The organism is Phycicoccus sp. Soil802 (assembly GCF_001429605.1).
GTDB lineage: Bacteria > Actinomycetota > Actinomycetes > Actinomycetales > Dermatophilaceae > Pedococcus.
The window spans coordinates 142507-166581 of record NZ_LMSS01000002.1 but is presented as its reverse complement, the minus strand read 5'-3'; the positions used below and the strand labels follow the sequence as shown (position 1 = coordinate 166581).

The window sequence follows — 24075 nt, the reverse complement described above, 5'->3', positions numbered from 1 at the left end:
CCGACTTCTGGCCACCGGTGCCGCACGGAGCGGCCGATTCGCGGGTCCCCGTGCCGCACGGCTGGCCAGAAGTGCGGGGTATGCCGCGGGGCGCGGCGGGTGCGTGGGTCCGGCTCGTGGGTCAGCGGGTGATGCGGGTGCTCGCGATGACCTGCTCGACGACCGGCACGTCCGCGTCGACGCCCGCGCCACCGGCCGAACCGGTCACGTGGACGAAGTCCTGCAGGGCGTCCGGCCGGGGCAGGCTCGCGAAGGCGTGGACCTGCCGGATCGTTCCGAACTGCGGGTCGACCCACGAGACGTCCACGCGGTGGAACTCCTGGTCGTTGATCTGGACCGTCCGGAGCTCCCCGACCTCGGCCTGCGGGCGCTGGTCGAGCGAGCCGCGCAGCTCCATCAGGGCGTCGGCGGGCTGGTCGTCCTCGGGGCGGGTGCCGATCCGGACGATGACGTTCGGCGTGAAGTCGGCGTTGACCTCGGTCTGCTTCGCGGCCAGGACGACGGCCGGCGCCGACACGGGTTCCCAGGTGTCCGGCACGTCGATGCTCACCGCCGGCGGCGCGGGGAAGCGTTCGGAGGGAAAGCTGAGAGTGCTCATGGTGCTGGCGCTGCCTTTCATGGATGCTGCACGGGTGCTGCACGGGTGCTGCGTGGGGTGCTGGGCCGGCCGGGCTACCAGGGCGGGTCGAACCCGATGTCGAACTTGATCCCGCCACCGATGCCCAGGGTGGCACCGACGTCGACCGAGACCCCGATGTTGTCACTGCTGATCTCGGCGTCCGCCTCCGCGTGCGCACCGATGCCGTAGGAGATCTCGCCGCCCACGCCCACGTCGACCGGGCCGAGGTCCTGGCTGACCTCGCCCTCGGCCTTGCCCCCGGCGAACACCTCGCCGCCGACGTTGGCCTTGGCTCCGTCGAGACCGAGCTTGACGCCGGCGTCCGCGTTGGCCTCCGCTCCGACGTAGGCCTTGCCCTCGGCCTGTGTGCCGTAGCTGTTGGAGTAGGCGCCGCTGACCTTGGCGACATAGGCGCCGGCCATCACGCCACCGGAGGCCACCAGGCCGTCCTTCGAGATGCCGAGCTCGTAGTCGGCCTTGCCCTCGGTGCCGAGCAGCTCGGCGGAGAGGTGGTTGCCGTCCTCGTCGCCCCAGGTGTGGCCGAGGACCTGCTGGTCCCACAGCTGCTGCTCGCCGTCCGCGAGGGTCATGCCGACGTTCAGCTCCGGCTTGTCGAACGGCGACTCGGCGGCGTGCTCGGGATCGTCCTCGTCGGGGGTGCCGTCGTTGTCGTCGTCGCCGTCCTCGACGTCCGGGATGCCGTCCTGGTCGTCGTCGAGGGGGTCCTCGTCGCCGTCCGGGATGCCGTCCTCGTCGTGGTCGTTGTCGGAGTGGTCGTCGACGTCGTCGGGGATGCCGTCGTTGTCGTCGTCCTCGTCGCTGTTGTCGTCGACCCCGTCGTCGTCCTGGTCGTCGTCGTTCTCGGGGTCGTCGTCGCGGTCGTCCGGGACGCCGTTGTTGTCGTCGTCCTCGTCCTGGTCGTCCGGCGTGCCGTCGTCGTCATCGTCCCGGTCGGAGCCGTCGGGCGTGCCGTCGCCGTCGCCGTCGCCACCGCCGGTGCCAGCACCGTCTCCGCCGGTCACCCCCGAGGTGAGCTCCTGGTCACCGATCTCCTCGGACAGCCGCTTGCTCAGCTCCTCGACGCCGGCCGAGCTGGAGTCCAGCGTGGTGCGGGTGGCCGGCCAGGCGTTGAAGAAGGTCGTGGCGTCCTCGCCCACCCAGACCCCGCGGAGCTGGCGGACCGCCTGCTCGGCAGTGGTGGTGGCGTCGGTCAGCTCACGGTGCACCCGGGACAGCTGTTCGGCGATGGAGCGAACCTTGTGGTTCTCCATGCCCTTCTTGTCGGTGCCGCCCATGGCGCTCTGCTCTCTGGGTTGGTGGTGCGACGTGGTCAGCGTGCGGGAAGGTCACGCCGGCGGCCGCTCCTGGTCGTGCCAGGGCAGCCACCGGCGTGGACGGCCTCAGTTCGAGGCGGCCCGCTGCTCGGACAGCTCGGCCTGCAGACGCTTGTGCATCTCCGTCACGTCGAGGACGGTCTGGTCGATGTGGGTGGCGTCGTTCTTCCACTGCGACTGGAAGCGGGCCGAGTCCGGGCCGTGCCAGGCGCTGGCCAGCTTGTGCGCAGCCTGGTCGGCGTCCTGCTTGGCGTGCTGGAGGTCGGCCTTGGCCTTGCCGAGGCGAGAGATGACGTCCTGGACCTTCGACGGGTCCATACCCTTCTTGTCGCCGCCGCCGCTGCCACCGTCGGGAGTGGGAAGCATGGTTGTCTCCTTGTCTGCGTGAAGCTCGTGGGTCCTACCGGATGTGGTGCGTGGTGCGTGGTGCGTGGTGCCTACGCTCAGTTCGAGGTCTGGTCCTGCTGCTTGGCCTCGGTGCGGATCTGGTCCGCAGCCTTGGTCAGGCCGGTCGCGGCCTTGGTGAGGTCCGCGGCGTACTGCCCGTTCCACTTGGTCTCGAACTTCTTCTGGTCCTCACCCCACCAGCTGCTCTTGAGCTGGCCGATCAGGTCGTCGATCTCCGACTTCGCCTTCTTGATCTTCTGGGCGGAGTCGTCCAGGACGCCGGCCTGGGTCCGGGCGGTGCCGGTGTTCATGGAAAGTTCAGCCATGACGGTTCCCCTCTTTCATGTCGTGAGCGCCCTTGGTGGCACTCGCTTTCGTGGTCGAACAGGACAAGTCGTGATGTGAGTCGGTGCTTGAGGTGAAAACGTAGGTGCGGGCCAGTCGGTACCTCAATGGGGAGCACTCCCCACCGCACCTTCGCCCGTGGCGCTCGTGGACAACGGCAGCGCCACCTGGACGAGCTCGGGGTTGCCCCGCCGCACCAGGAAGCCGCGGCCCTCGAGGAGCTGGTCCCGGCTGACGCCGCGGTAGTCGGCGGCGAACGCCGAGGCCTCGTCGCCACTGGGCTGCAGGGACAGCCCGGAGCGCGACGACCGCAGCGCCCCGGACATGCCGTAGTTGGAGTTGAAGAAGCTTGAATCTGCCTCTGCCACAACGCATTGCTCAGAGTTGACGACGGCCTTGATGAGCTCGACCAGGTCGTCCTCGGCCATCGACCCGTCGAAGTCCTGGGCCCGCTCGACGACGACGAGCACGGTGGCCCCGGAGGCGCCGGCCTCGACCAGCTCGTCCTTCAGGCGCTTGGCCAGCGCCCGGCAGTCGTCGACGCCGACGGCGCTCTCGGTCCACACGCCGGTGGCCCGGGTGAGCACCGACCGCCGCGGGCTGAACAGCCAGCAGCGCAGCCCCGGCTGGGCACGCAGGGCGGCCTGCGCCATGGTCAGGACCGCGGTCGTCCGGCCACTGCCCGAGGGCCCGAGGACGATCTGGCTGCCCCGCAGGTCGAAGCCCATCGGGCGCATCGTCGTCGACGACAGCCCGATCGCGGGACGTCCGGATGCGTCCGTGGCGGGCAGCGAGGCGAGCGACACCGACTCGGGCAGCGACCGGATCGGCGGTGCCTCGGGCACCCCGGCCCGGCGCACGCCCTCGGCGAAACCGTGGATGGCCCGCGCCTGCACGGTGGAGTCCGAGGACCCGCCGAGCACGGCGACCTGCACCTCCCGGTCGTGCACGATCGCGCGTCCCGGCGGGGAGCCGAGCGACAGCACGTCGGCGTCGACGTCGAGGGACAGGTAGTCGTCGACGGTGGCCATCCGCAGCACCACGCGGTTCTGGATCGCGGACGACAACCCGCCCCACAGCCCGTTGCGCTGGTCGGCCGTGACGACGAAGTGCACGCCCACCGGCCGGCCGTCGCCGGCCAGCGAGGTGAACAGGTCGAGCCAGCGCTGCCCCGCGTGGCTGTCGTAGGCCGCTTGGAAGCTGGTCAGCCCGTCGACCAGCACGATGATCCGCGGCTCATCGGGCGCATCGGCCAGTCGCCGGAAGTCGGTGATGGTGGCGGCGTTGACGGCCGAGTAGCGCAGCGCCCGCTCGTCGATCGTCTCGCGGAGCATGGTCAGCAGCCGGACGACCCGCTCGTGGTCGCTGGCGTAGATGATGCTCCCGACGTGCGGCAACGGCTCGAGCATGGCCAGGCCACGGTTGCCGAAGTCGAGCCCGTAGACGTGGCACGGACCTCCGCGGACCGTGAAGCCCGCCGCCACGGCGATGGTGCGCAGGAACGCGCTCTTGCCGGCCCCCGAGGCGCCGAACACCGCGAGGTTGCCCTCGATGTCGGGGCGGAAGCTGATCGGCGGCTGGGTCTGGCTGTCGGGGTCGTCGCTGATGCCGATCACCAGCTCGTCGTCACGGCGCCGGGTCGGCAGGTCGGCGAGCTCGTAGACGGGGGCCATCTCGGGCAGCCACGGCTTGCGCGGGTCGGGGATCTCGGCGGCCTCCTGCGCTGCCCCGATCTGGGTGACGACGCGCTGGATGTCGGTCGGCCCGAGGTCCTCCTGCACGACGTCGTGGGCCTCCTCGGCAACGGGCAGCTCCCAGGCCGTGCCGACCCCGAAGCCGAGCGTCTCGACGTCCAGCGACGCGGTCGGCGCGTCCCCGGTGGACCACCCACCGGCATACCCGGTCTGGAACGGGGTGAGCCGACCGGGACCGGCCTTGGAGACCGCGCGGCCCGGCAGGGCCGGGTCGAAGTAGGCCGCCACGGGCGTGCCGAGCACGTCGTCGCTGTCCGCTTCGTCGGCCATCCGCAGCGCCATCCGCAGGTTGGTGTTGGCGCGCAGGTTGTCCTTGATCACGCCGGCCGGGCGCTGGGTCGCGAGGATCAGGTGCAGCCCCAGGGAGCGACCCCGCTGCGCGACGTTGACCACGCCGTCGACGAACTCGGGGACCTCCTGCACCAGCGCCGCGAACTCGTCGACGACGATCACCAGGCTCGGCGGCGCGGCCACCTCGCCGCGGCGCTCGAGCTCGATCAGGTCCTTGGCCTTGTGCTGGGCGAGGATGTGCTCGCGGTGCCTGAGCTCGGCCGACAGGGACGCGAGGGCTCGGCGCACGAGGTGCGGCGAGAGGTCGGTGACGAGGCCGACGGTGTGCGGCAGGTTCACGCAGTCGCGGAACGCCGAGCCACCCTTGTAGTCCACCAGCAGGAAGGTCAGCCGCTGCGGGGAGTGGGCGACGGCCATGCCGAGGATCCAGGCCTGGAGCAGCTCGGACTTGCCGGCGCCGGTGGTGCCACCGACCAGGGCGTGCGGTCCGTCGGCCCGCAGGTCGATCGAGAAGGTGCCTGCGGCGGACTGCCCGATGACGGCGCGCAGGTTGCCCGGCTTGGGGCGGGCCACCGGAGCGGCAGCGTAGGGACCGGTGAGGATCGACCGGTTCTCCCCCCAACGCTCGATGACCGGGCCCGGGGCCTCGGCCAGCTCGTGACCCACCAGGTTGACGAACGACACCGAGCGGGGCAGGTCGCTCTCGTCCTCGACCGGCACCCCGGAGTCGACCAGCGGCGCCAGCTGCCGGCTCAGCCGCTCGACGTCGGGAGCCTCGACGTGGTCGGCGGCGACCGGCATCCGGACCACCGCCGCGCCGACGTAGCCGACCACGGCGTCGCCCTGCTGCGGCCCCTGCTCGACGAAGGTGCGGCAGGCCGCGGGCAGGGTCGCGGTCGTCGGCGACACCCACAGCACGACGATGCCGTAGCGCCAGCCGCGCTCGGCCAGCTGGACCAGCCGGCTGCGCTCGACGGGGGCGTCGTCCTCGACGACCAGCAGCACGACCGGGCGACCGGCGGGCAGGCGTGGCGGCGTGAACGTCCCCTGGAGCGGGCCGGTGGAGTCGTCGGGGAGCTCGGCGGACGGCGCCCCGCTGGTGATGAGCTCCTCGAGCTCGGTGACGAGCGAGAGGCTGGCCGGGCCGGTGTTCGCGAGGTGCCGGGCGTCGATCGGGCTGTGCGGGGAGGCCGTGTGCGGCACCCACTTCAGCCAGTCCCAGTCGCGCGCCGTGGCCGGCGACCCGACCGCCGCCACGACGAGGTCGGCGGGTGAGTGCAGCGCGACCGCCTGGACGACGACCGCACGGGCTGCCTCGAGGGCGCGCTGGCGCGGGCCGGAGATGCCGATCGCGCCGGTGCGCAACGGCTCGGCGACCACCGGGACGGGGTCGACCGTCCCCATCCCGTCGACGGCCTGGGACGCCTCGAGCCAGGCCTCGGCCCGGGAGCGGCCGAGCTCGGGCAGCTTGAGGGTGTTGCGCGAGGGCAGCTCACCGAGCCCGAGCCGGAACTCGCAGAAGCCGGGGTCACCCGGGCGCCGGGTCCACAGCAGGCTGGACGCGCTGCCGACCGCCTCGACCGCCTCGGAGCTGGCGGGGTGCTCGGCCTGGCGGCCGACGACCTCGCGGCCCTGCTCCTCCTCGAGCTGCTCGACCATGATCGCGAGGTCCTCGCGGAACTCGGTGAGGGCCTGCTCGTAGTCCTTGCGGGCGTTGCGTCGCGACTCGAAGTAGTGCCCGAACAGCATGGCCGGCGTCAGCAGGATGAAGAGCAGGAAGAGCAGGTTGTCGAGCGCGATGGCCAGTCCGACGCCCATCAGCATCGGCACCGCCGCCGCGATCCACGGGGGCCGCTCGGGCTTGGGCCGCTCGGGCAGTGCCGGCAGCGGGAACTCGCGCCCGACGTAGAGCGGCGCGATCCGCGGCGACCGCGAGAACGGCAGCGACGTGCCCCTGGCCGCGGCGAGCCCGGTGTTGCCACCCGCGACCCGTACCTCGACCTCGGTCTCGCCGATCCGGAACCGGTCGCCGCTCTTGAGCACCGCCCGGTCGACCTGCTGACCCTGCACCTGGATGCCGTTCGACGAGCCGAGGTCGATGACCTCGAGGATGTCGGTCACCAGCAGTCGGGCGTGCCGGCGCGAGACCTGCGCGTCGCTGAGCTGGATCTCGCAGCCGCGACCGCGGCCGAGGTATGCCGTGCCGGCACCGAGCGGGACCTCGCGGCCGGTGTCGGGGCCGGCCACGACCACGGCGGTCGCGACGGACTGGCCCCGATCGGCATACCCCTCGGTGCGTCGCGTGACCGCGACGTGGGCGCCGGAGCGCAGGCCGCTCTCGGCGATGGTCGACCGCGGGTCGACGGCGCGGAACCCCTCGGCGACGTGGGACAGGGTGAAGTCACCCACCCCGGCCTGGGCCGGGGCCACGCCCCGCGCAGGGTCGGCGAGGACGAGGTACTCCGCGAGCTGGCCGACGGTGGTGGTGCCGTCGACGGTCGCGACGAGGTCGGTGTCGACGTCGCCGGAGGATCGCAGGGTGAACTTCAGCTTCACGAGGCAGCCGTCCTCCGGGTCAGGGTGGCCAGGGTGGGCAGGGTGCGGCGGTGGCCCGGGGTGGCCGGTCCGCGGGCGAACAGCGGCCGCGGGTCGACGTCGGAGCGCAGTCGGCGCCAGAAGTCACAGTTGGCCCGCAGGTCGCCACGCGCCTCGTTGGTCGCCGCCCAGAAGGCCTTGGCGTCGTCCGCGTCGGGCGTTCCGGGTCCGAAGATGAGCGCATTGGCCTGCGTGGCAAGGGCGTTCGCGCCGGCCAGTCGGTCGAGCGCGCCGGCCTGCTCCAGCCGGGTGGCCTGGCGGGGCAGGGCGTGGCCGAACGACCGCGCGCTGGTCATCAGGTCGTCCCACGCCCACGCGACCCGGGCCGTCGCCGTGCCCCGGGTGGCGTGCCGCCGCCGACGCCAGGCCTTGGCGCCGCGGACCAGCCAGTAGACCGCCGCCAGCACGAGCAGTGGGAGGAGCAGGTAGAAGACCAGCCAGCGCAGCCAGTCCGGCCAGGCCGACGGGTCGAACAGCTTCTTCGGGGGCTTCTTGAGGTTCACGGCGTTCTGCGCCTGGTCGGGTCCCTGCAGCACGCTCGGCGGGTTGGTGCCGGCCGGCGGCGGCACGAGGGCGCCGATCTTCTGCTCGTCGGTCTTGGACTGGAGCTGGTTGGGCTTCTGGTTGCGGTCGGGCAGGAAGGTGTTGGCCAGCAACGGGATCCACGTCCCGGTTTCGTCCTGGACCTCCACCCAGGCGTGCACGTCCCGGCCCCTGACCACCCCGCCCTCCGGCAGCACGGCCCCCATCACGACGCGGGTCGGGATGTCGAGGCGGTTCGCCACGAGCGCGAGCGTCGCGGCGTACTGCTCGTCGTTGCCGGCGAGCTGCGTGGCGCCCCCGAAGCGGGCCAGCCGCCCGCGGGAGTGACCGGCGAGGTAGTAGCTCTCGACGGAGTTCTCGGTGCCGCCGTCGGTGTAGGCGCCGTCGTTGCGCATCGCCCCCGCCACCGCCCGCAGCTCGTCCCACGGACCCTCGGCGTCGTGGCTCCAGGCGTCGACCCGCTCGTCGAGGAAGCCGAGCTCCTGGCTCTGGGCGAGGTTGCCGGTCGCGGTGGACAGCGACGTCGGCAGCTTGTCGCGCACCACCTTCGTCGGCAGCAGCACGCGCATCGTGTAGCGGTCGCCGGGCGACACCCGGTCGGGCACGATCGCCGTGCTGGTGTCGGTGTTGAGCCACAGCCGGGAGGCGAGCTGGTCGGCGCGGGCACCCGCGAACGTCACCCCGGTCACCTGCCCGACCGTCGGCAGCCACACGTCGGAGTAGCCGCCCTCGGGGATGGTGACCCGCAGGGTGGCCGGCCTGCCGTCGCCGGTCGCGCTGACCCGCTCACCGACCTGCTGGAACGCCGTGCCCGGTCGGGGCGAGTCCTCCCCGGCCCGCGAGCCGGCCCCCCAGACGCTGCCGTCGTAGTGGTCGAGGGTGGCGAAGCGCAGCGGCGTCCCGGCCGGGGCTCCGGTGACCCGCATCAGCTCGGTGTCGTAGAGCTTGGCGTCGTTGGGCTCGGTGTACTTGCGGAACCCGGCGAGCGGGCTGGGGAACTGCGCGACGTCGAACGGCGGCACGATCTCGGTGCGGGCCACGAGGCGCAGGTCGCCGTCGGCACCGGGCAGGTGCGGCCCGACGACGAGACCGGCGACGGCGGCCAGCGCGAGCAGCGCGGTGCCGATCCCCGCGCGGGCGCCGCGGCCCGCGCCGTTCTGGAGCGGGGGGCGCGACCGGGTGCTGCGCACGACCATCCAGCCGACCGCGGCCAGGCCGAAGGCGACGCCCTGCGCGAGCAGGGAGGCCGGCTCGAGCGTGCCGAGCACGATCGTCAGGGCGAGCGCGGCCAGCGGGGGCGCCACCACGGCATACCCGCCGGCGCGGCGGCGCGCCACGGTGTAGGTGACGGCTGCGGCGACCAGGCCGACGATGAGGGGCAGGGCGAGGAGGGTGACGGTCGCGTCGACGGGGGGCAGGAGCGTCAGCAGCCGCTTCCACCCGTGCACCGCGGTCGAGGTGAGGTCGTCGATCGTCCGGCCGCTGGGGAACACCCCGGCGACCAGGTGGTCGCGGACCGCGAGCGGGCCGCCAAGGACCAGGTATGCCGCGGCGAGACCCAGCATCGTCACCACCGAGGGCAGGCGGAACGCGGTCACCAGGTGGGCGACCAACAGCCCGAGCAGCAGGCCACCGACGGCAGCGAGGATCCACTCCCAGCCGAAGAAGACGGTGCGGAACCCCCAGAGCGCCAGCCCGACCAGGAGGGCGGTGAAGGCCAGGTCGACGAGGTCCTCGCGGGACGGCAGGAGGCGCGAGCGCAGGCTGGCCGCCCGGTCGGCGCGGGTGCGCTCGGTGGGCAGCATCGACTCGCGGGGCGGGGCGAGGGGGCTGGCGCTCACGTCGCCATCACTCCCACCAGCACCGCGCGCAGGTCACCGAGCGCGTGGATGTTCATCAGGGTGATGCCTCCGACGTTCTTGACCCCGACCCGCTGGTCCCGGTCGATGGTGAGGGCGACCCGCAGCACCTCCGACTCGAACCGGCCGAGCGCGCGCTGCACCTGGATGAAGGGAGTGGCCGAGCCGGTGACGAGCACGGCCATCGAGGTGTCGGGGGCGAGGGAGAGCCCTTCGCCGGCCATCGCGTAGAGGTCGCTGGGCCCGAGCTCGACCCTGGCCAGGGCGTCCATGGCCAGGGGGGCGCTGGTGCGCGAGGCGGACGAGTCGCGGCACACGATGGTGAAGTCCTGCTCGTCCATGTGGGCCCGCTTGCCCACCGAGGCGGCCACCGAGATCGCGGTCTCCGCGTCCTCCTCACCCCCGGCGTACTTGTCGGGGTCGACATCCACCACCACGGTCAGGTGGGACCGCCGGGTGTCGAGGAACTGCCGCACCAGCAGTCGTCCGGCCTTCGCGGAGGAGCGCCAGTGGATGTAGCGCCGGTCGTCCCCCGGCTGGTACTCCCGCAGCGCGTGGAAGGCCAGGTCGGACATCGACATCTCCTGGGTGGTCTCACCCTCGAGGTCGCGCAGCAGCCCGGCGCCCAGGCTCTCCAGCGAGGTGGTGCGCGGGTGGACGAACAGCTCGGTGACGTCGGTCCACCGCAGGGTCCGTCGCACGATGCCGAGCGGGTCGCCCTGCACGGTGGACGCGGGGCCGACGGCGATGACGCCCCGGCGCTCGGTCGGCACGACGAACAGCTCCTCGTGCACCTTGCCCGACCCGAGCGGCGGCAGGGTGAAGCGCGCGGCCGTGATCCCCACGGGCAGCTCGACCAGCAGCGGCAGCATCCCGCGCCGGGACTCGTTGGTGACCGCGATCCGACCCGTGGCCGGCTCCCCCACGGTGACCCGCAGCGGGTCGACCTCGGTGTCGATCCGCACCCGGGTGCGGCCCACCGCCAGCAGCGCGCAGCACAGCACGAGCGCCATCGCACCGGCGCCGATCATCGCCCACTCGGCCCAGTCGGCCACCGCCGCGACCACCCAGCAGAGCACGCCGAGCGCGAGGATGCTCCAGCCCAGTGGCGAGACCCAGCGCAGGACCGCCGCCACCGGACCCCAGACCGGACGGGTCGCGCCGCGCAGGCGCTCGGTGCGCCGGGCGAGCACCCCCGTGGCCTGCCGACCGGCCCGGGCGACGGCGCTCGGCACCTTCGGGCGGGTGACCGTGATGGTGGGCAGCGTCGGGAGCCGACGCGCCCGGGTGGAGCCGGCCCCGTCGGCACCCGCAGCGCCGCCACGGGCACCCGGCGAGGCGGAATACGGAGGAGCGGCCAGCGGCGTCGAGGAGGTCCCGGGGGCGCGCCGGGACCACCGACGCCCCTTCTTGAGGTCGGCTCGGCGGGTCGTGTGGCCCACGTCCTCGCCCAGCTGGCTGGGGTCCTGCTCCTGGTCCACGGTCATGCTCAGGCGACTCGCTCGGCGGGTGGAGCGACCTCGGAGAGGATCTGGGTGATGACCTGGTCGACGGTGATGTTGGCGAACTGCGCCTCGGCCGTCAGGAGCAGCCGGTGGCACAGGATGGGGTGGCTGATCAGCTTCACGTCGTCGGGGATGACGTGGGTGCGCCCCTGGCTGGCCGCCCAGGTCTTGGCGCACCGGACGAAGGCCAGGCAGCCGCGCACCGACAGGCCGAGCTTGATCGAGACGTGCCGGCGGGACTCCTCGGCGATGCGCGAGATGTAGGCGAGGATCGCCGGGTCGACGTGCACCTCGTCGGCGAGCGCGGCCATCTCCGTGACCACGTTGCTGGTGACCACCGCCTCGAGGGCCTTGGTGCGGTCGCGGGTCTTGGCGTCGGCGAGGACCGCGATGGTCGCCTCGTGGTCGGGGTACCCGAGGCTGGTCTTCATCAGGAACCGGTCCAGCTGGGCCTCGGGCAGCCGGTAGGTGCCGGCCTGCTCGATCGGGTTCTGGGTGGCGATGACCATGAACGGCGAGGGGACCGGGTGGGCCACGCCGTCGACCGTGACCCGGCCCTCCTCCATGACCTCGAGGAGTGCCGACTGGGTCTTGGGTGAGGCCCGGTTGATCTCGTCGGCGAGCACGATGTTCGCGAAGATCGGGCCGGGGTGGAAGTCGAAGGTCTGCTTGGCCGGGTCGTAGATGGTCACCCCGGTCACGTCGCTGGGGAGCAGGTCGGGGGTGAACTGCACGCGGCTGTTGCTGCCCTGCACGGTGCCGGCCATCGCCCTGGCCAGCTGGGTCTTGCCCGTGCCGGGGAAGTCCTCCAGGAGCAGGTGGCCCTCGGAGAGCATGCAGGTCAGCGCGAGGCGGATGACGTGCTGCTTCCCCAGGACGGCCTTGTCGACGTTGTCGACCATCTGGGTGAACGCCTGGGCGAACCACTGAGCCTGGTCGTGGGTGACGGTCATGGGTGTCGCTTTCCCTTGTCTTCGTTGGTCATTCGCGGTTGCTGTGTCTGTGTTGCCGGGTCTGCGTGGTTGCTGGGTTCGTGGGCCGTACTACCAGTCGAGTGAGCCACTGACCCCATCGCAGGTGGCTGTGACCCGCCCTGTGCCGCCGTAGAAGTTGTCGCTCTCCTTCGTGGCGTTGGCACCCATCGACATGTTGCGCCACCCGCTGACGGTGCTGCCGTTCTCGCGGAAGGTGCAGGTCACGCTGCCGTTGAAGTTCGCGGTCCGCACCTTGATCCACGCGCAGCCAGCGGTGGTGCACGAGCCGTTTCCGGTGTTGCAGGACCGCTGCGTGCAGGAGTTGCCCTTGAGCACGGTCACCGTGGGGTTCTGCGGCACCGTCGCGCCCTGGGGTCCGGCAACTGCGCTGTACTGCCACGTCCCCGCGCCGCCGGCCTGGTCGCCGCTGTTGCGGTTCGCGATCGTGCGGACCCGGAGGTTGTAGGTGCCGGGTGACAGGTTGGAGCGCGTGTAGGACTCCCTGGGGCCACCGAGGCCCTGCCACCCACCGCCGTTGAGGGACACCTGGACGTTCTGGATGGCCCGGCCGTCGGTCTGGTTGTTCCAGGTCCAGGTGATGTCGTTCCCGGTGCGGTTGGCGTTCAGGCCCGACGGCGCCGGGGTCTGGCCGTAGGCCCGGTAGCTGTTGCTGGAGGTCGACCAGTCCGACCAGTTCTTCCCGTTGTAGGCGCGGACCTGGAGGGTCTGCGACGAGCTGGTCCCGAGCCCCGCGATGCCGAACTGCTTGGTCGAGGACTCGGGGCAGCCGCAGGAGACGGTCTCGGTCCGGCCGGCGCTGTTGCGCCACTGCAGCTGGGTGAACGACCCGGACCGGGAGTCCCCGAGGGAGACGCGCACTGTCGCGCTGTGGTCCGCCTGCGGGGTCGTCACCGACGGTCGTCCGGGGACCTGCGGGATGCCGACCGAGCTGAACGTCGTCGGGTTGGCCTTGGGACCGGTCTTGTTCGCGCCGTTCGTCGCGGTGACGACGTAGCGGTAGCTGGCCCCGTCGTACACGGTGGTGTGCCCCAGCGAGCGCTGGTCGGGCGACTTGGTGCCGATCGCGGTCCAGGCACCGTTGTTCCGGCTCTCGTACACCGTGTACTGGGTCAGCGGCGGACCGTTGGGACGCACCTCGTCCCACGAGATGGTCAGTCGCGACGACCCCTCGGCCGGGCCGGTCCCCGCGTTGTCGACGCTCGGGGCCGGGACGGCCGGCGGCGTGCCGGCCGACTGCATCCGCACGGCCTGTCCGAACGGCCCGTAGCCGAGCTTGTTCTTCGCCCGGACCTGGACGGACTGCTGGTGGTCGTTGGTCAGACCCGTGACAGTGGCCCGCAGCGCCGGGGCCGGCACGGTCTTCGACTGGATCGCGCCGGTGGAGGTGTCGGTGACGCGCACGTCGTAGGACGTGACGTCACTGCCCTTCTTGGCCGGGGCCTGCCAGGCGATGTCGAGCGAGCCGTCCCCGCGAGCGGCCATGCGGACGCCGTTCACCGGGTTGGGGAGCGTGTCCGGGACGACGGCGTTGCTCGCCCTGCTCTCGGGGCTGCGGCCGATGGCGTTCACGGCGACCACGCGGAAGGTGTAGGACGCCCCATTGGTGAGGCCGGTGATCGTGCACGGCGACGCCGAGCAGCTCACCTCCCGCCCACCGGGGCCGTTGACCTCGACGACGTAGCCGGTGATCGGGCTGCCGCCGTCGATGCCGGGCGGCAGCCAGCGCACCCGGGCGGAGCCACCACTGACGCGGTCCGCCTCGGCGGCCACTCCCGTCGGGGCGTCGGGCTTGCCGAGGATCTCGACGGTGCCGCGACCCGGGGCGTTGCGGCCCGGACCGTCGGCGACCGAGACGTCGACGAAGGTCCGTCCGCGAGCGCTCGCGCCGGCGGTCAGGGTGAGGTCGCAGCCCGACCGGGAGACGGTGAGCCCCGAGCCGGCCGGGACGGTGGCGGCCGAGATGCTGCAGCTCGGGCTCTCCAGCGGGGAGTCCAGGTAGGCCTGCAGGTTGACCGTCCGCGACGACCCCGCCTCGAGTCCCGACACCGAGAACGGGCGCAGCCGGGGCGGCCCCAGGCTCGGCAGCGGGTTGCCGTTGGCGTCGACCGCACCACCGTCGATGCCGAACACCGACACCGCGATGGTCGACTCCGGTCCGCCGCGCGCCTTGACCACGAGCCGGCCGTCGATGCTGCTCGGCGCGCGGTTGCCGGCCCGGAGCTCGAGGGTCCGGTCGCCGGCACCACTCCTGCGCAGGTCGACGTCCTTGGGCTCCGACTTCCACGTGCTCTCGAAGACGACGTCGTCGAGGGTCATCCCGACCGGCAGCCAGGCGTGGCAGAGCGTGGGGATGTCCACGCTGCGCGCCCGACCACCGGCGTTGAGCTTGACCGTGTAGTCGGGGCAGCGCAGCAAGGGGATCTTGGGACCGATCTGCACAGGGATCGACAGGTAGGCGGTCTTGAAGTCCTGCTGGCTGACCGACTCCTGGTCGCTCACCTCGAGCATCACCGCACCCGGCCCGATGTAGCCGCCCGAGGAGGTGAGGGTGAGCCCGGAGCGGCCGTCGGCCTCGACCCGCAGCCGCTCCCTGGGGGAGCCGCTGACGTTGTCGGCCGTCGTGATGCTCACGACCCGCGCGCGCGGGGACTTCACGTAGTCGGCGAGCTTGATCGTCTTGGTGGAGTCCTGGTCCATCTCGATCAGAGCGCCGGACACGACGAAGGGCAGGCCCGACTCACCGGTGGGCACGTGGATCAGCGCCATGGCGGTGAGGCCGTCCTCGTCGGTGATGACGTAGGGGACGGTGTAGGGGAACGGCTTGACCTGGACCCGCACCTGGGTGCCGTTGCCCTCGATGGTGCCGTCGGGTGACAGCACCGAGGTGATCTTCAGCGACTCGCGGGTGCCGTCGACGTCCCGGTCGTTGGCCAGTGCGTCGACCACCGTGCTGGTCTCGCCCTGCTTGGGCCGGGCCGTGTCGTCGACCGCGACCGGGGGGTTCTTGGCGGTCGGGTCGGGGACCACCGAGATGGTTGAGCGTGACGGGTCGAACAGGCCGTTGCTGATGCCGTAGGTGAGGTGCTGCACCCCGGCCTGCGGGGTCGGGACCTTGGTCGTGAAGTAGGTGTTGGCCTCGTCGACCTTCCACTTGGCCAGCTCGCCCGCCGGGTTGAGCGGCGCCTGGTACTCCAGGTCGATGCTGTCGCCGCGGGCGATGAGGTCGTTGAGGGTCGCGTCGACCGTGACGGTCTTGCCCGGCTTGGCGCGCACCTCGTCCTCGACGGCGACCGGCGGCTGCGGGTCGCCGGGCTGCACGACCCCGATCCGCACGAAGCCCTGGCTGGTCGCGCCGAAGCGGTCGCGCACCTCGTAGTTGAGGACCTCGGTGCCGGCGGCGGTCGGGTAGGCCTCGTACCTGATGGTCGACGGCCCGAACCCGGTGACCCGGCCGAACTCCAGGTCGACCGCCCCACCGTCCGCACCGACCAGGCCGGCGACGGTCACGCTGTCGCCGTCGGGGTCGACCCCCGAGGACGGCACGGTGATCGTCAGCGGGTCACCCGCGGTGACGCTGGTGGAGAAGCTGCGCGCCACGGGCGCCTGGTTGGGGGTGGTCGCGGTCGGCAACGGCAGCACCGCGATGGTGATCCGGCCCGTCGTGGCCTTCGCCTTGTCGCCGATCGGGTACACCGCATACTCGGCCGTCACGGTCTCCTGCACCGTCGGCGACTGGTGCTTCGGGACGAACCGCACGACGTTGCCCGACGCGAAGGCGACCCCCGCGCCGTCGATGACCTTGACGCTGGCCGGGTCCAGGACCAGGGGTATGCCGTCGGCCATGCTGTCGTTGTCCATCACCGGGATCGTGACGGTGTCCTGGGCGCGGACGACCGCCTGGTCGTCACCGACCACCGGCACGGCCCGGTCGTCGGCGGGGAACTGCGAGACGGCCACCTCACCGGTCGTCGTCTTGACCCCGTCGCTGATCGTGTACGTGACGGTGCCGGTGCGGGGTCGGCTGCCCTGGCCTGCCGGGTCGAGCGCCTCGATGCGCACCCAGCGACCCTGGTAGATCGAGGGGCGCAGCCAGTCGCTGTCGGCGGTGACCGACACCGAGCGGGTGACCAGCACGTCGGCCCGCGGGCTGTAGTCGTTGGCCAGCACGTCGGTGAGCACCGGCGTCTGGTCGCGCAGGGTGGCCGCGTCGGGGACCGCGACCGGTGGCGCGTCGGGGTCGGGGTCGGCGATGAGGTCGACACGGACCCGGCCGGCGGCGATGCCGCCACCCACCTGCGCGCCGTAGCTGAGCTCGAAGGTGCCGGCCGAGGACCCGGTCACGGTGACCACGCCGGTGTCGAGGTTGGTGTCGACGGCGAGCGCGCCGGTGGACTGCAGCTCGCGGCTGAGCCGCAAGGTGGCGTCGGGCTCGGTCGGGTCGGCGCCCGGGATGTCGTTGCCGAGGGGCTCGAGCTGCAGGGGCTTGCCGACCACGCCGCGGACGACGTCGGGCTGCGTCTCGGGCTTGACCAGCGAGTCGTCCTGGCCCAGCACCTTCACCGTCACGGTGCCCGTGGAGCCGACCCGCCCGTCGTTGACGGAGTACTCGACCCCCTGGGTGCCGGTCTTCATCGGGGCGCGGACGTTGAGCCGGCCGAGGCCGTCGACCGACGAGCCGTCGGCCACCGCCTCGAGGCTGAGCGAGTCGCTCTCCGGGTCGCGCCAGTCGCCGATCACCTGCACCGGCAGGACCTTGCCGCGGATGACCGGGTAGACCGTCCTGGTCAGGTTGGCCGTGCCCGGGCGGAGCGCCGGCGGGGAGTTCACCTCGTCGGGGACGAGGGTCACGGTGACCTTCGCCTCCGACTTCTGGGGGGCCTTGCCGTTGTTGATCTTGTAGGTGAACGAGAAGGACTGGCGCTCGGGCTCGGCCGGCACGGCGACGTCGACGCTCTGGCCATCGGCGGCGACGCTGGCGGTGACGCCAGCCATGTCGGGGCGGCCGAGGTCGTCCGGGGAGATGGCCAGCACCGAGCCGGCGGCGTCGGTGTCGTTGTCGAGGACGTGCAGCTTCGAGGTGCGACCGGGGCGGACCTTGAGGTTGTCGGGCTTGGCCGTCGGGGGCTGCGCCACCGACGTCTCGTCGATGAGGTTCGGGTCCTTCTTCTTGGTGTCCTTGGTCGTCTGCGGCGGCGGGATCAGCGAGTCCCACTCGTCGAGCTTCTTGGGCTTGCTGTCGAGGTCCCAGACCTCGCCGCCGTCGAGGTCGTTGAGCACGATCAGGCCGTGGTTGGTGCGCAGCGAGACACCGGAGCGCACCGGCTCCGCGGTCTTCCGCTCGATCGACACGGCGGGTGCCGGCTGGTCGGAGCCGCCGCAGTCCTTGCCGTAGTAGGTGTTGACGACACTGGCCCAGGCGGCGTGGATGCACGCCCCGGTGCGCAGCGGCCGCGAGGGGAGCGGGGGCGTCTCGTCGTCACCGATGGTGACCTGGACGCCGCCGGTGCCGGAGGCGCCGTCGGGCCCGATCAGCCGCAGCGTGGTGGAGTCCTGGAGGCCCACGGAGTCGGCGTCCGGGCCGGGCTGCTGCAACGCGGCATACGCCGGCTTGCCCTGCTCGCGCGTGGTGCCGGCGTCGACGGCCTGGTCGCTGCCCTGGAAGTAGAGCTTGTCGTCGCCGGCGCTGTAGACCACCCACCGGGTGCCGACGGCGGTGATGTCGACGACCTTGGCGTCCTTGACCGCGATCGTCTCGGTGACCGGCTTGCCGAACCCGGTCGGGGTGCGGGGGATGGTCACGACCTTGCCGGTCGCGCCGGACACGACGTGGATGTTGCCCTTGACGTCGACCGCCATCGCGGAGACCGCGCCCACGGTCGCGAGCTTGCGGGCCCCGTCGGCGAGACCGGCCAGCGCACCCAGGCCGACCTCCGGGTCGTAGGTCTGCCCCCACACCTTGCCGGTGGTCGGCGACAGCTTGGCCACCGTGCCGCCGCGCAGGTCTGCGGTGGCCGGCACGAAGACCCGCTGGTTGGTGGCCACCCGCGGGGGGTTGACGAACACCCCGCCCGACTCGGCGAGCCGGCCGGACCTGGGCTCGATGGGGGTGAACGACCCCGAGCCGAGGACCAGGCCGGCGACCGCGTTGTCGTCCTGGAGGATGTCGACCGGCTCGCCGGGACCGCTCGAGGCGACCACGCCGGCGTCGAACTGGCCGACCGCCTTGTTGACCCGCGCGAACCGCGCGTCCTTGGCCGACGAGACCCACACCCCGCCGTCGCTGAGGTCGGCCTCGTGCACGGTCTCGCCCTTGGACGTGACCGCGAGGAACGTCAGGCTCGTCGCGGCCAGCGCCACCACGAGACCGGACGCCACCCCCACCCGTCGAGTCGACATCGGACTCACAGCTTCCCCTGCTCCCCTTGGTTGCCATGCGTGATGCTGTCGAGCAGCACCAGGTCGGGCTCGGTCACCAGACGGGTCGACAACGCGTGCTCGACCAGCCTCGCCTTGCGGTTGCTGGCGAGCTTCCCCGGCCCCCCGTGGAGACCACGTGTACCAGCATCGGCCACCTTTTGGCACACATTGTCCAGTTTTCGGTTGAACTTCGTGACCTTCCAGCCCAGCCTCGCGGCGGCGTCGGCCGACGACGGGATCTGGGCCGCACCCGTCTGTCCGCGCCGCAGGAACGGCTCGGCGAGCGCCACGATGAGCAGCTTCTGGTCGGGGGTGAAGGACACCCGGCCGACGGTCGTCTCGCCGGTGGCGTCGTCCTCCACCACCTCGTCCGTGCCGGTCGAGGTGAAGGCCGGTGAGTCGACCAGGATGTCGAAGTCGTAGGTCGTCGGGCCGGCCGTGAACCAGACGGTGAGCCGCTCGAGGGCCAGCGGGATCCGGGCGCCGGGGTTGAGCCAGGCCTGGAACAGCCCCTTCTTGTCGGCCACCGTCGCCGTGAGCGTGGTGCCGACGTTGGACAGCCACCAGAGCCCGCCGTCCTCGACGATCTGGAGGAAGTTGCGGTGCAGGTAGGGGTTGTCGTCGATCTCCACGTCACCCACCCGACCGATGGTGAGCGGACGCGACCCGTCGGCCACGAACAGCTCGCCACAGAAGTCGACCGTCACACCCATGCCTAGCCTGCCTTCTCGCACTGCGGCTCGGACCAGTTGGACTCCGACCCGCTGCGGATCACGCGGGCCTGCCCGCAGACCTGCTTGCCCTTGGCCGCCTTGACGACCCGGGTCGTGGTGGCGGCCTTGACGAAGGTCGCCGACTTCAGGCCGTCCAGGGTGGCCGCGCTCCGGAACCGGTAGACGTCGCCCTTCTCGGCCCCCGGGTAGCTCCACGAGAACGCCACCCCACCGGTCGTGCCGCGCGACGAGATGGTGGGGACCGGCGCGATGGCCACCGGGTCGTCGTCGGTCGGGCTGGCGACGGTCCTGGTCGGCGTGGCGACCGGGGTGCCGCCGTCCGGGCCGAAGGCCGCCCACAGCGCGAGCGCGGCGAGGACGGCCACCACCACCGTCACGCCGGTCAGCAGCATCGTGGGACTGATCTCGTGGCGCTCGACGTCCGCCGGCACCTCCGCGGCCGGGCTCGGGGCGACGGTGCCGCCGGCAGCCACCGCGGCAGGCGACCGGTCGACCCGGACGGTGCCCTCCTCGGCGACGTCGTCGGGCACGCCCTGCGCTGCCGCACCCGGGCGGGGCGAGGTCACGGTCGTGGGCGCGGCCGCCGGGATCGACGTCGAGCCGCTCAGTGGTGGGTATGCCGGCTGGCTGGGTCGTGGCTGCGGCAGCGCCTGGGCGCTGCGCACCGCCTGCGGGCTGCGCACCCGGGTGCGGTCCTCCTCGTCGCTGACCGGCCCCGGGGTCTGGTCGGCCAGGGTGGTCTGCCCCTGCTCGTCGAGCACGACGATCGCCGTGCGGGGGAACCGCTGCTCCTGCTCGATCTCCTGCAGGGCCCGGGCCAGGGCGAGTGCCGTGGCGGGGCGGTTGCCCGGGTCCTTGGCCATCGCCTGCCCGAGGAGCCGCTCGAGCGAGACCGGCACGTCGGCGCGGCCGGTGCTCGGGACCGGGTTGGACCGGATCCGCGGCATCAGGGCATAGGCCGAGTTGTCCCCGCCGCCGACCTCGAAGGGCGAGCGGCCGACGAGCAGCTGCCACAGCGTGGCGGCCAGGCTGTAGACGTCGGCGCGGGCGTCGCCGTTGGACTGGCCGAAGAGCACCTCGGGGGGCGCCCAGGGCACCGAGACGCCGACGTCGTCGGCCTCCTCCTCGGCCGCGGCACCACCGCGCCCGGCGATGCCGAAGTCGGTGAGGCCCGGTGCGCCGTACTGGCTGACCAGGACGTTGGCGGGCTTGATGTCCCGGTGCGTGATGCCGGCCCGGTGCGCGGTCTCGACCGCGCTGGCCAGCTGGATGCCGATGCGCAGCACCTCCTCGACGGTGAACCGCTCCGAGCGGGCCCGCATCGCCATGTTCGGCGGCGGGTAGTACTTCATGACGAGGTAGGGGCGGCCGTCGGCCGAGGTCTCCGCGCGGAACACCTGGACGATGTAGGGGTGGTCGGCGAGCTGGGCCATCGTGTCGGCCTCGTCGGCGAACTGGCGCCGGATCGCCGGGGTCAGCCCCTCGCCCTTGAGCACCTTGACCGCGACGTTCATCCGCGGCATCTGCTGCTCGTAGAGGAAGACGTCGGCGTAGCCGCCCGACCCGACCGGCTGGACGTAGACCAGACCCGGGATCTCGGGTGGCGTCGAGGTGCTCACGGGCCGACCTCGTAGGTCAGGCTGACCTCGTCGGCCAGCGTGATGACGGTGCCGGGCTCGATGACCTGCTGGTCGCTCGGGCGCAGCCGCACGGGGTGCTGGCCCGGCAGGGCGACGGTGGTCCCGTTGGTCGAGCCGAGGTCGCGGATCAGGACGTGCCAGCCCTCGAGGACGATCTCGACGTGGTTGCGGGAGATGTCGTTCTGCGCGGAGGTCACCCGGACCAGGTGCGGGCGGTCCGCCGCCGCCAGCTCGGCATTGACCTTCGGCGAGCGCCCCAGCAGGACGCCGCGGTCGAGGTGCACGACGTCACCGGACGCCAGGCGCAGCAGGCCCAACGGCGGCCGAGCGGTCTGGAACGGCTGCTGCGGCGGGATCTCGCGCCCGCACCACCGGCAGACGCCCGAGTGGGGCGGGCTGGTGTGGCCTGCGGGGCAGAGGACGGCCAGGACGGCGGGGCCGCTGACCGTGGCGCCACGCCCCGCGAGGAGCGCACTGCGGTCGACCGTGGCGTCGGCGTCGGCCCCGCTGTCGGAGGTCGGAGCCGGGGCGACGGGCGGCTCGGCTGCCGGCTTCGGAGGGGCAGCGGCGGGAGGGATGACGGGAGGGATGACGGTGGGAGTCGGCGGCGTCACGGGGGTCGGCCGCGGCGCCGGGTCGGGGGCGGGCACGTTGGAGCCGCCGCTGCGCCACGGCACCGAGTCGATCAGACCGGTCTTCGGCGGGGGCGGGAGCGGCGCGGGGTCGGCCGAGGGCGACCCAGCCGGCGGCGCAGGCCTGGCGCCCGGCTGGATGGTGTCGCGCGGCGGGGCGAGGGTGTGCTCGGGGTGGGCCGGTGGGGCCTGCTCGGCGAGGGAGTCGCGCGGGTCGAAGCCACCGGCAGCCTCGATCGGCGCGTGCCCGATCGGCGGCTCGCTGATCCCCTGGGTGTCGTGCTGCTCGAGGTACGACGGCCGGTCGTGCTGGGTGGCGCCGAAGAGGTGGTCGTAGCTCGGGAGGTCCTCGACCTCGGCGGCCGGCGGCGTGACCGGCTCATCGGCCGCGGCTGCGTCCGTGGCCGGGGCACCGCTGTCGGAGGCAGGCTGCGGCTCGGGCTCCTCGGCGCGACCCCGGGCGAACACGCTGGGCAGCTTCCAGCCAGTCCCACCGTCGGACCCCGGCTCGCTGGCGGGCGGGAGCCGGGTGTCGGCGACCGGCGTCGCCGGCTGCGGGCGGGCCGCACCCGCGTGGAGCGTGACGGCAGTGACGTCGGCCGCTGCGTCCTGGTCGACCCACGGGCCACGGCCGGTGGCGCGCAGCTCGGTGGCTCCTGCGGGGCCGGACGCCACGGCATACCCGCTGCCCCGGGTCACCACGCGCAGTGGTGACCCGGCGAGCACGGCGACGAAGTCGGGGGTGGCGCGCACCCCGTCGGCCGACAACGCGTCGAGCACGTCGTCGAGGTCACCGTCGTGCGCGGCCAGGCGGACGCGCTCCACCAGGGCGCCACCCGCGCGCACGAGCACGTGGATGTGGCCGACCGAAACGGTCGACCATCCTGGCTCGTCGGGCAGCTCGATGGGGACGGCCGTCATGCGGCGCCGCCCGCCGCCCCGGCGCCGGCCCGGGGCGCGGTGTCGATGTCGTCGAGGTCGTCGTCGTCGGAGTCGAGGGCCACCACGACCACCGAGACGTTGTCGCGGCCGCCGGCGTCGACACCCGCGGCGACCAGCGCCTCGGCGCAGGCCTGCGGGTCGTCGTGCTCGGCGACGAGCTGGCGGATCCGCTCCGTGCTCAGCTCGTTGGACAGGCCGTCGGAGCAGATCACGAACCGCTCACCGGCGTGCGGCGGGAACACCCAGATGTCCGGGGTCGGCAACGACTCCGAACCCATCGAGCGGGTCACCACGTTGCGCAGCGGGTGGCGCGCCGACTCCTCCTCGGTGATCAGCCCGGCGTCGATCAGCTCGCGCACCTCGGAGTGGTCGACCGTGACCAGCCGCAGCTGGCCGTCGACGAACCGGTAGACGCGGGAGTCGCCGACGTTGAACACGGCCCAGTGGTCGGACCCGCCTGCCGTGACCACGGCGAGCCCGGCGGCGGTGGTGCCCATGCCGTGCTGCTCGGGATGCTGGGCGACCGACTCGAGGATCCGCCGGTTGGCCAGGGCGAGGGCGGCGACGAGGTCCTCACGCCGCCGGACCGGGGCCTGCGCGAGCTCGCCGAGGGTGGCCGTGACGATGCCGCTGGCCACCTCGCCGGCCGCGTGACCGCCCATGCCGTCGGCGACGACGAAGACGGTGCGGTCGGCCAGCACGCTGTCCTCGTTGTGCTTGCGCACGCGGCCCACGTCGGTCGCGGCGCCGGCGCGCACGGTCAGGCCCGCACCGTGGGGGGCCTCGGGCGCGGTCACCGGGTGATCCGGACGGTCTGCATGAGCTGCTGGAGCGACGCGTACTCGAGGTCGACCTGCTCGCCGCCGACCGACCCGGTCACCTGCAGCAGGTCGACGACCTGGCCGCGGCGGGCGCCGGCGAACAGGTGGGCCTGGACCACGTCACCCACGGCCTGGTCGGTCCACGAGACGTTGACCCCCACGAACGGGACCGACTCGATCTCGAGCGCGAAGGGCGCGTCCATCTCGCCGTCGGTGCGGTCCTCGACGTAGGACTTCAGCTCCGCGAGCGCGCGGCCGATGGTGAAGTCGCCCGAGCGGGTGAAGCCACGGACCACGACGTTGGGGGCGAACCGGCCCTCGGTGTCGGTGCGGCGGGCGGCCAGCAGCGTGCCCGGCACCCGCACCGGCGACCAGCCGTCGGGGATGTCGACGGTGACCGAGGGCGGGCCCGGGAACTGCTCGCTCGGGTACTTCAGGGTGGGCATCGGGACCTTTCGGGGAACCTTGCGGCAACCGGGGAACGCACCGCGAACGCTAGGCCCGATGGCGACCTCGACCAATGGGGAGAACTCCCCATCGCCCACACCCCACCTGCCGACGCGCGCCGTCGCAGTCACGCGCAAGGCTCCCACAGTAGGGCAAACCCAGAAAACCCCCCTTTCCCCCGTCATTCCGGCACATCTCGACCGCCCCGGGGGGTC

At 72.5% G+C, this 24075-nt stretch carries 14 protein-coding genes; all 14 read right to left on the bottom strand.

Annotated elements, in window-relative coordinates; all coding sequences use genetic code 11:
- Positions 1-121: 121 nt before the first annotated feature.
- Positions 122-598, bottom strand: coding sequence for a hypothetical protein (locus tag ASG91_RS04250; protein WP_056921391.1), 477 nt, complete (start codon positions 596-598; stop codon positions 122-124).
- A 74-nt stretch (positions 599-672) separates the two neighbouring features.
- Complete coding sequence (locus ASG91_RS04245) at positions 673-1914, bottom strand: WXG100 family type VII secretion target (protein WP_056921390.1); 1242 nt, start codon at positions 1912-1914, stop codon at positions 673-675.
- A 105-nt stretch (positions 1915-2019) separates the two neighbouring features.
- Positions 2020-2319 carry a hypothetical protein gene (locus ASG91_RS04240; RefSeq protein WP_056921389.1) on the bottom strand — a complete coding sequence of 100 codons (300 nt, stop codon included), beginning with the start codon at positions 2317-2319 and terminating at the stop codon, positions 2020-2022.
- A gap of 77 nt (positions 2320-2396) precedes the next feature.
- On the bottom strand, positions 2397-2666 hold the full coding sequence (locus ASG91_RS04235) for a WXG100 family type VII secretion target (RefSeq protein ID WP_157581663.1): 270 nt from the start codon (positions 2664-2666) through the stop codon (positions 2397-2399).
- 123 nt (positions 2667-2789) lie between these two features.
- A complete protein-coding gene (locus ASG91_RS04230; protein ID WP_056921387.1) occupies positions 2790-7286 on the bottom strand; it encodes an FtsK/SpoIIIE domain-containing protein in 4497 nt (1498 codons plus the stop codon).
- Entirely contained in the window at positions 7283-9709 is a 2427-nt protein-coding gene (locus ASG91_RS04225) for a transglutaminase domain-containing protein (protein WP_056921386.1), read from the bottom strand. The genes ASG91_RS04230 and ASG91_RS04225 overlap by 4 nt, the downstream gene beginning before the upstream one ends.
- Entirely contained in the window at positions 9706-11214 is a 1509-nt protein-coding gene (locus tag ASG91_RS04220) for a DUF58 domain-containing protein (RefSeq protein WP_056921385.1), read from the bottom strand. Before ASG91_RS04220 ends, ASG91_RS04225 begins: the two co-directional genes overlap by 4 nt.
- A 2-nt stretch (positions 11215-11216) precedes the next feature.
- A complete protein-coding gene (locus tag ASG91_RS04215; protein WP_056921384.1) occupies positions 11217-12185 on the bottom strand; it encodes a MoxR family ATPase in 969 nt (322 codons plus the stop codon).
- A gap of 90 nt (positions 12186-12275) precedes the next feature.
- Entirely contained in the window at positions 12276-18623 is a 6348-nt protein-coding gene (locus ASG91_RS04210; RefSeq protein WP_235545390.1) for an Ig-like domain-containing protein, read from the bottom strand.
- A gap of 5 nt (positions 18624-18628) precedes the next feature.
- The gene (locus tag ASG91_RS04205) at positions 18629-19357 is read right to left on the bottom strand and encodes a hypothetical protein (protein WP_056921382.1); all 729 of its coding nucleotides are present in this window, start codon (positions 19355-19357) and stop codon (positions 18629-18631) included.
- 2 nt (positions 19358-19359) lie between these two features.
- Complete coding sequence (locus ASG91_RS04200) at positions 19360-20997, bottom strand: serine/threonine-protein kinase (protein ID WP_056921381.1); 1638 nt, start codon at positions 20995-20997, stop codon at positions 19360-19362.
- Complete coding sequence (locus ASG91_RS04195) at positions 20994-22571, bottom strand: FHA domain-containing protein (RefSeq protein WP_157606022.1); 1578 nt, start codon at positions 22569-22571, stop codon at positions 20994-20996. Before ASG91_RS04195 ends, ASG91_RS04200 begins: the two co-directional genes overlap by 4 nt.
- Positions 22568-23389: a PP2C family serine/threonine-protein phosphatase gene (locus tag ASG91_RS04190; RefSeq protein WP_235543218.1), complete on the bottom strand. Its 822-nt coding sequence runs from the start codon at positions 23387-23389 to the stop codon at positions 22568-22570. The genes ASG91_RS04195 and ASG91_RS04190 overlap by 4 nt, the downstream gene beginning before the upstream one ends.
- Entirely contained in the window at positions 23386-23859 is a 474-nt protein-coding gene (locus ASG91_RS04185) for a hypothetical protein (protein WP_056921379.1), read from the bottom strand. Before ASG91_RS04185 ends, ASG91_RS04190 begins: the two co-directional genes overlap by 4 nt.
- Between the last annotated feature and the right edge of the window lie 216 nt (positions 23860-24075).

Coding starts and splice junctions, on each gene's coding strand:
- ASG91_RS04220 (WP_056921385.1), bottom strand. CDS start 11,214: ATGACCGTGGACCAGGAGCAGGACCCCAGCCAGCTGGGCGAGGACGTG.
- ASG91_RS04215 (WP_056921384.1), bottom strand. CDS start 12,185: ATGACCGTCACCCACGACCAGGCTCAGTGGTTCGCCCAGGCGTTCACC.
- ASG91_RS04185 (WP_056921379.1), bottom strand. CDS start 23,859: ATGCCCACCCTGAAGTACCCGAGCGAGCAGTTCCCGGGCCCGCCCTCG.
- ASG91_RS04210 (WP_235545390.1), bottom strand. CDS start 18,623: ATGTCGACTCGACGGGTGGGGGTGGCGTCCGGTCTCGTGGTGGCGCTG.
- ASG91_RS04245 (WP_056921390.1), bottom strand. CDS start 1,914: ATGGGCGGCACCGACAAGAAGGGCATGGAGAACCACAAGGTTCGCTCC.
- ASG91_RS04240 (WP_056921389.1), bottom strand. CDS start 2,319: ATGCTTCCCACTCCCGACGGTGGCAGCGGCGGCGGCGACAAGAAGGGT.
- ASG91_RS04205 (WP_056921382.1), bottom strand. CDS start 19,357: ATGGGTGTGACGGTCGACTTCTGTGGCGAGCTGTTCGTGGCCGACGGG.
- ASG91_RS04250 (WP_056921391.1), bottom strand. CDS start 598: ATGAGCACTCTCAGCTTTCCCTCCGAACGCTTCCCCGCGCCGCCGGCG.
- ASG91_RS04195 (WP_157606022.1), bottom strand. CDS start 22,571: ATGACGGCCGTCCCCATCGAGCTGCCCGACGAGCCAGGATGGTCGACC.
- ASG91_RS04235 (WP_157581663.1), bottom strand. CDS start 2,666: ATGGCTGAACTTTCCATGAACACCGGCACCGCCCGGACCCAGGCCGGC.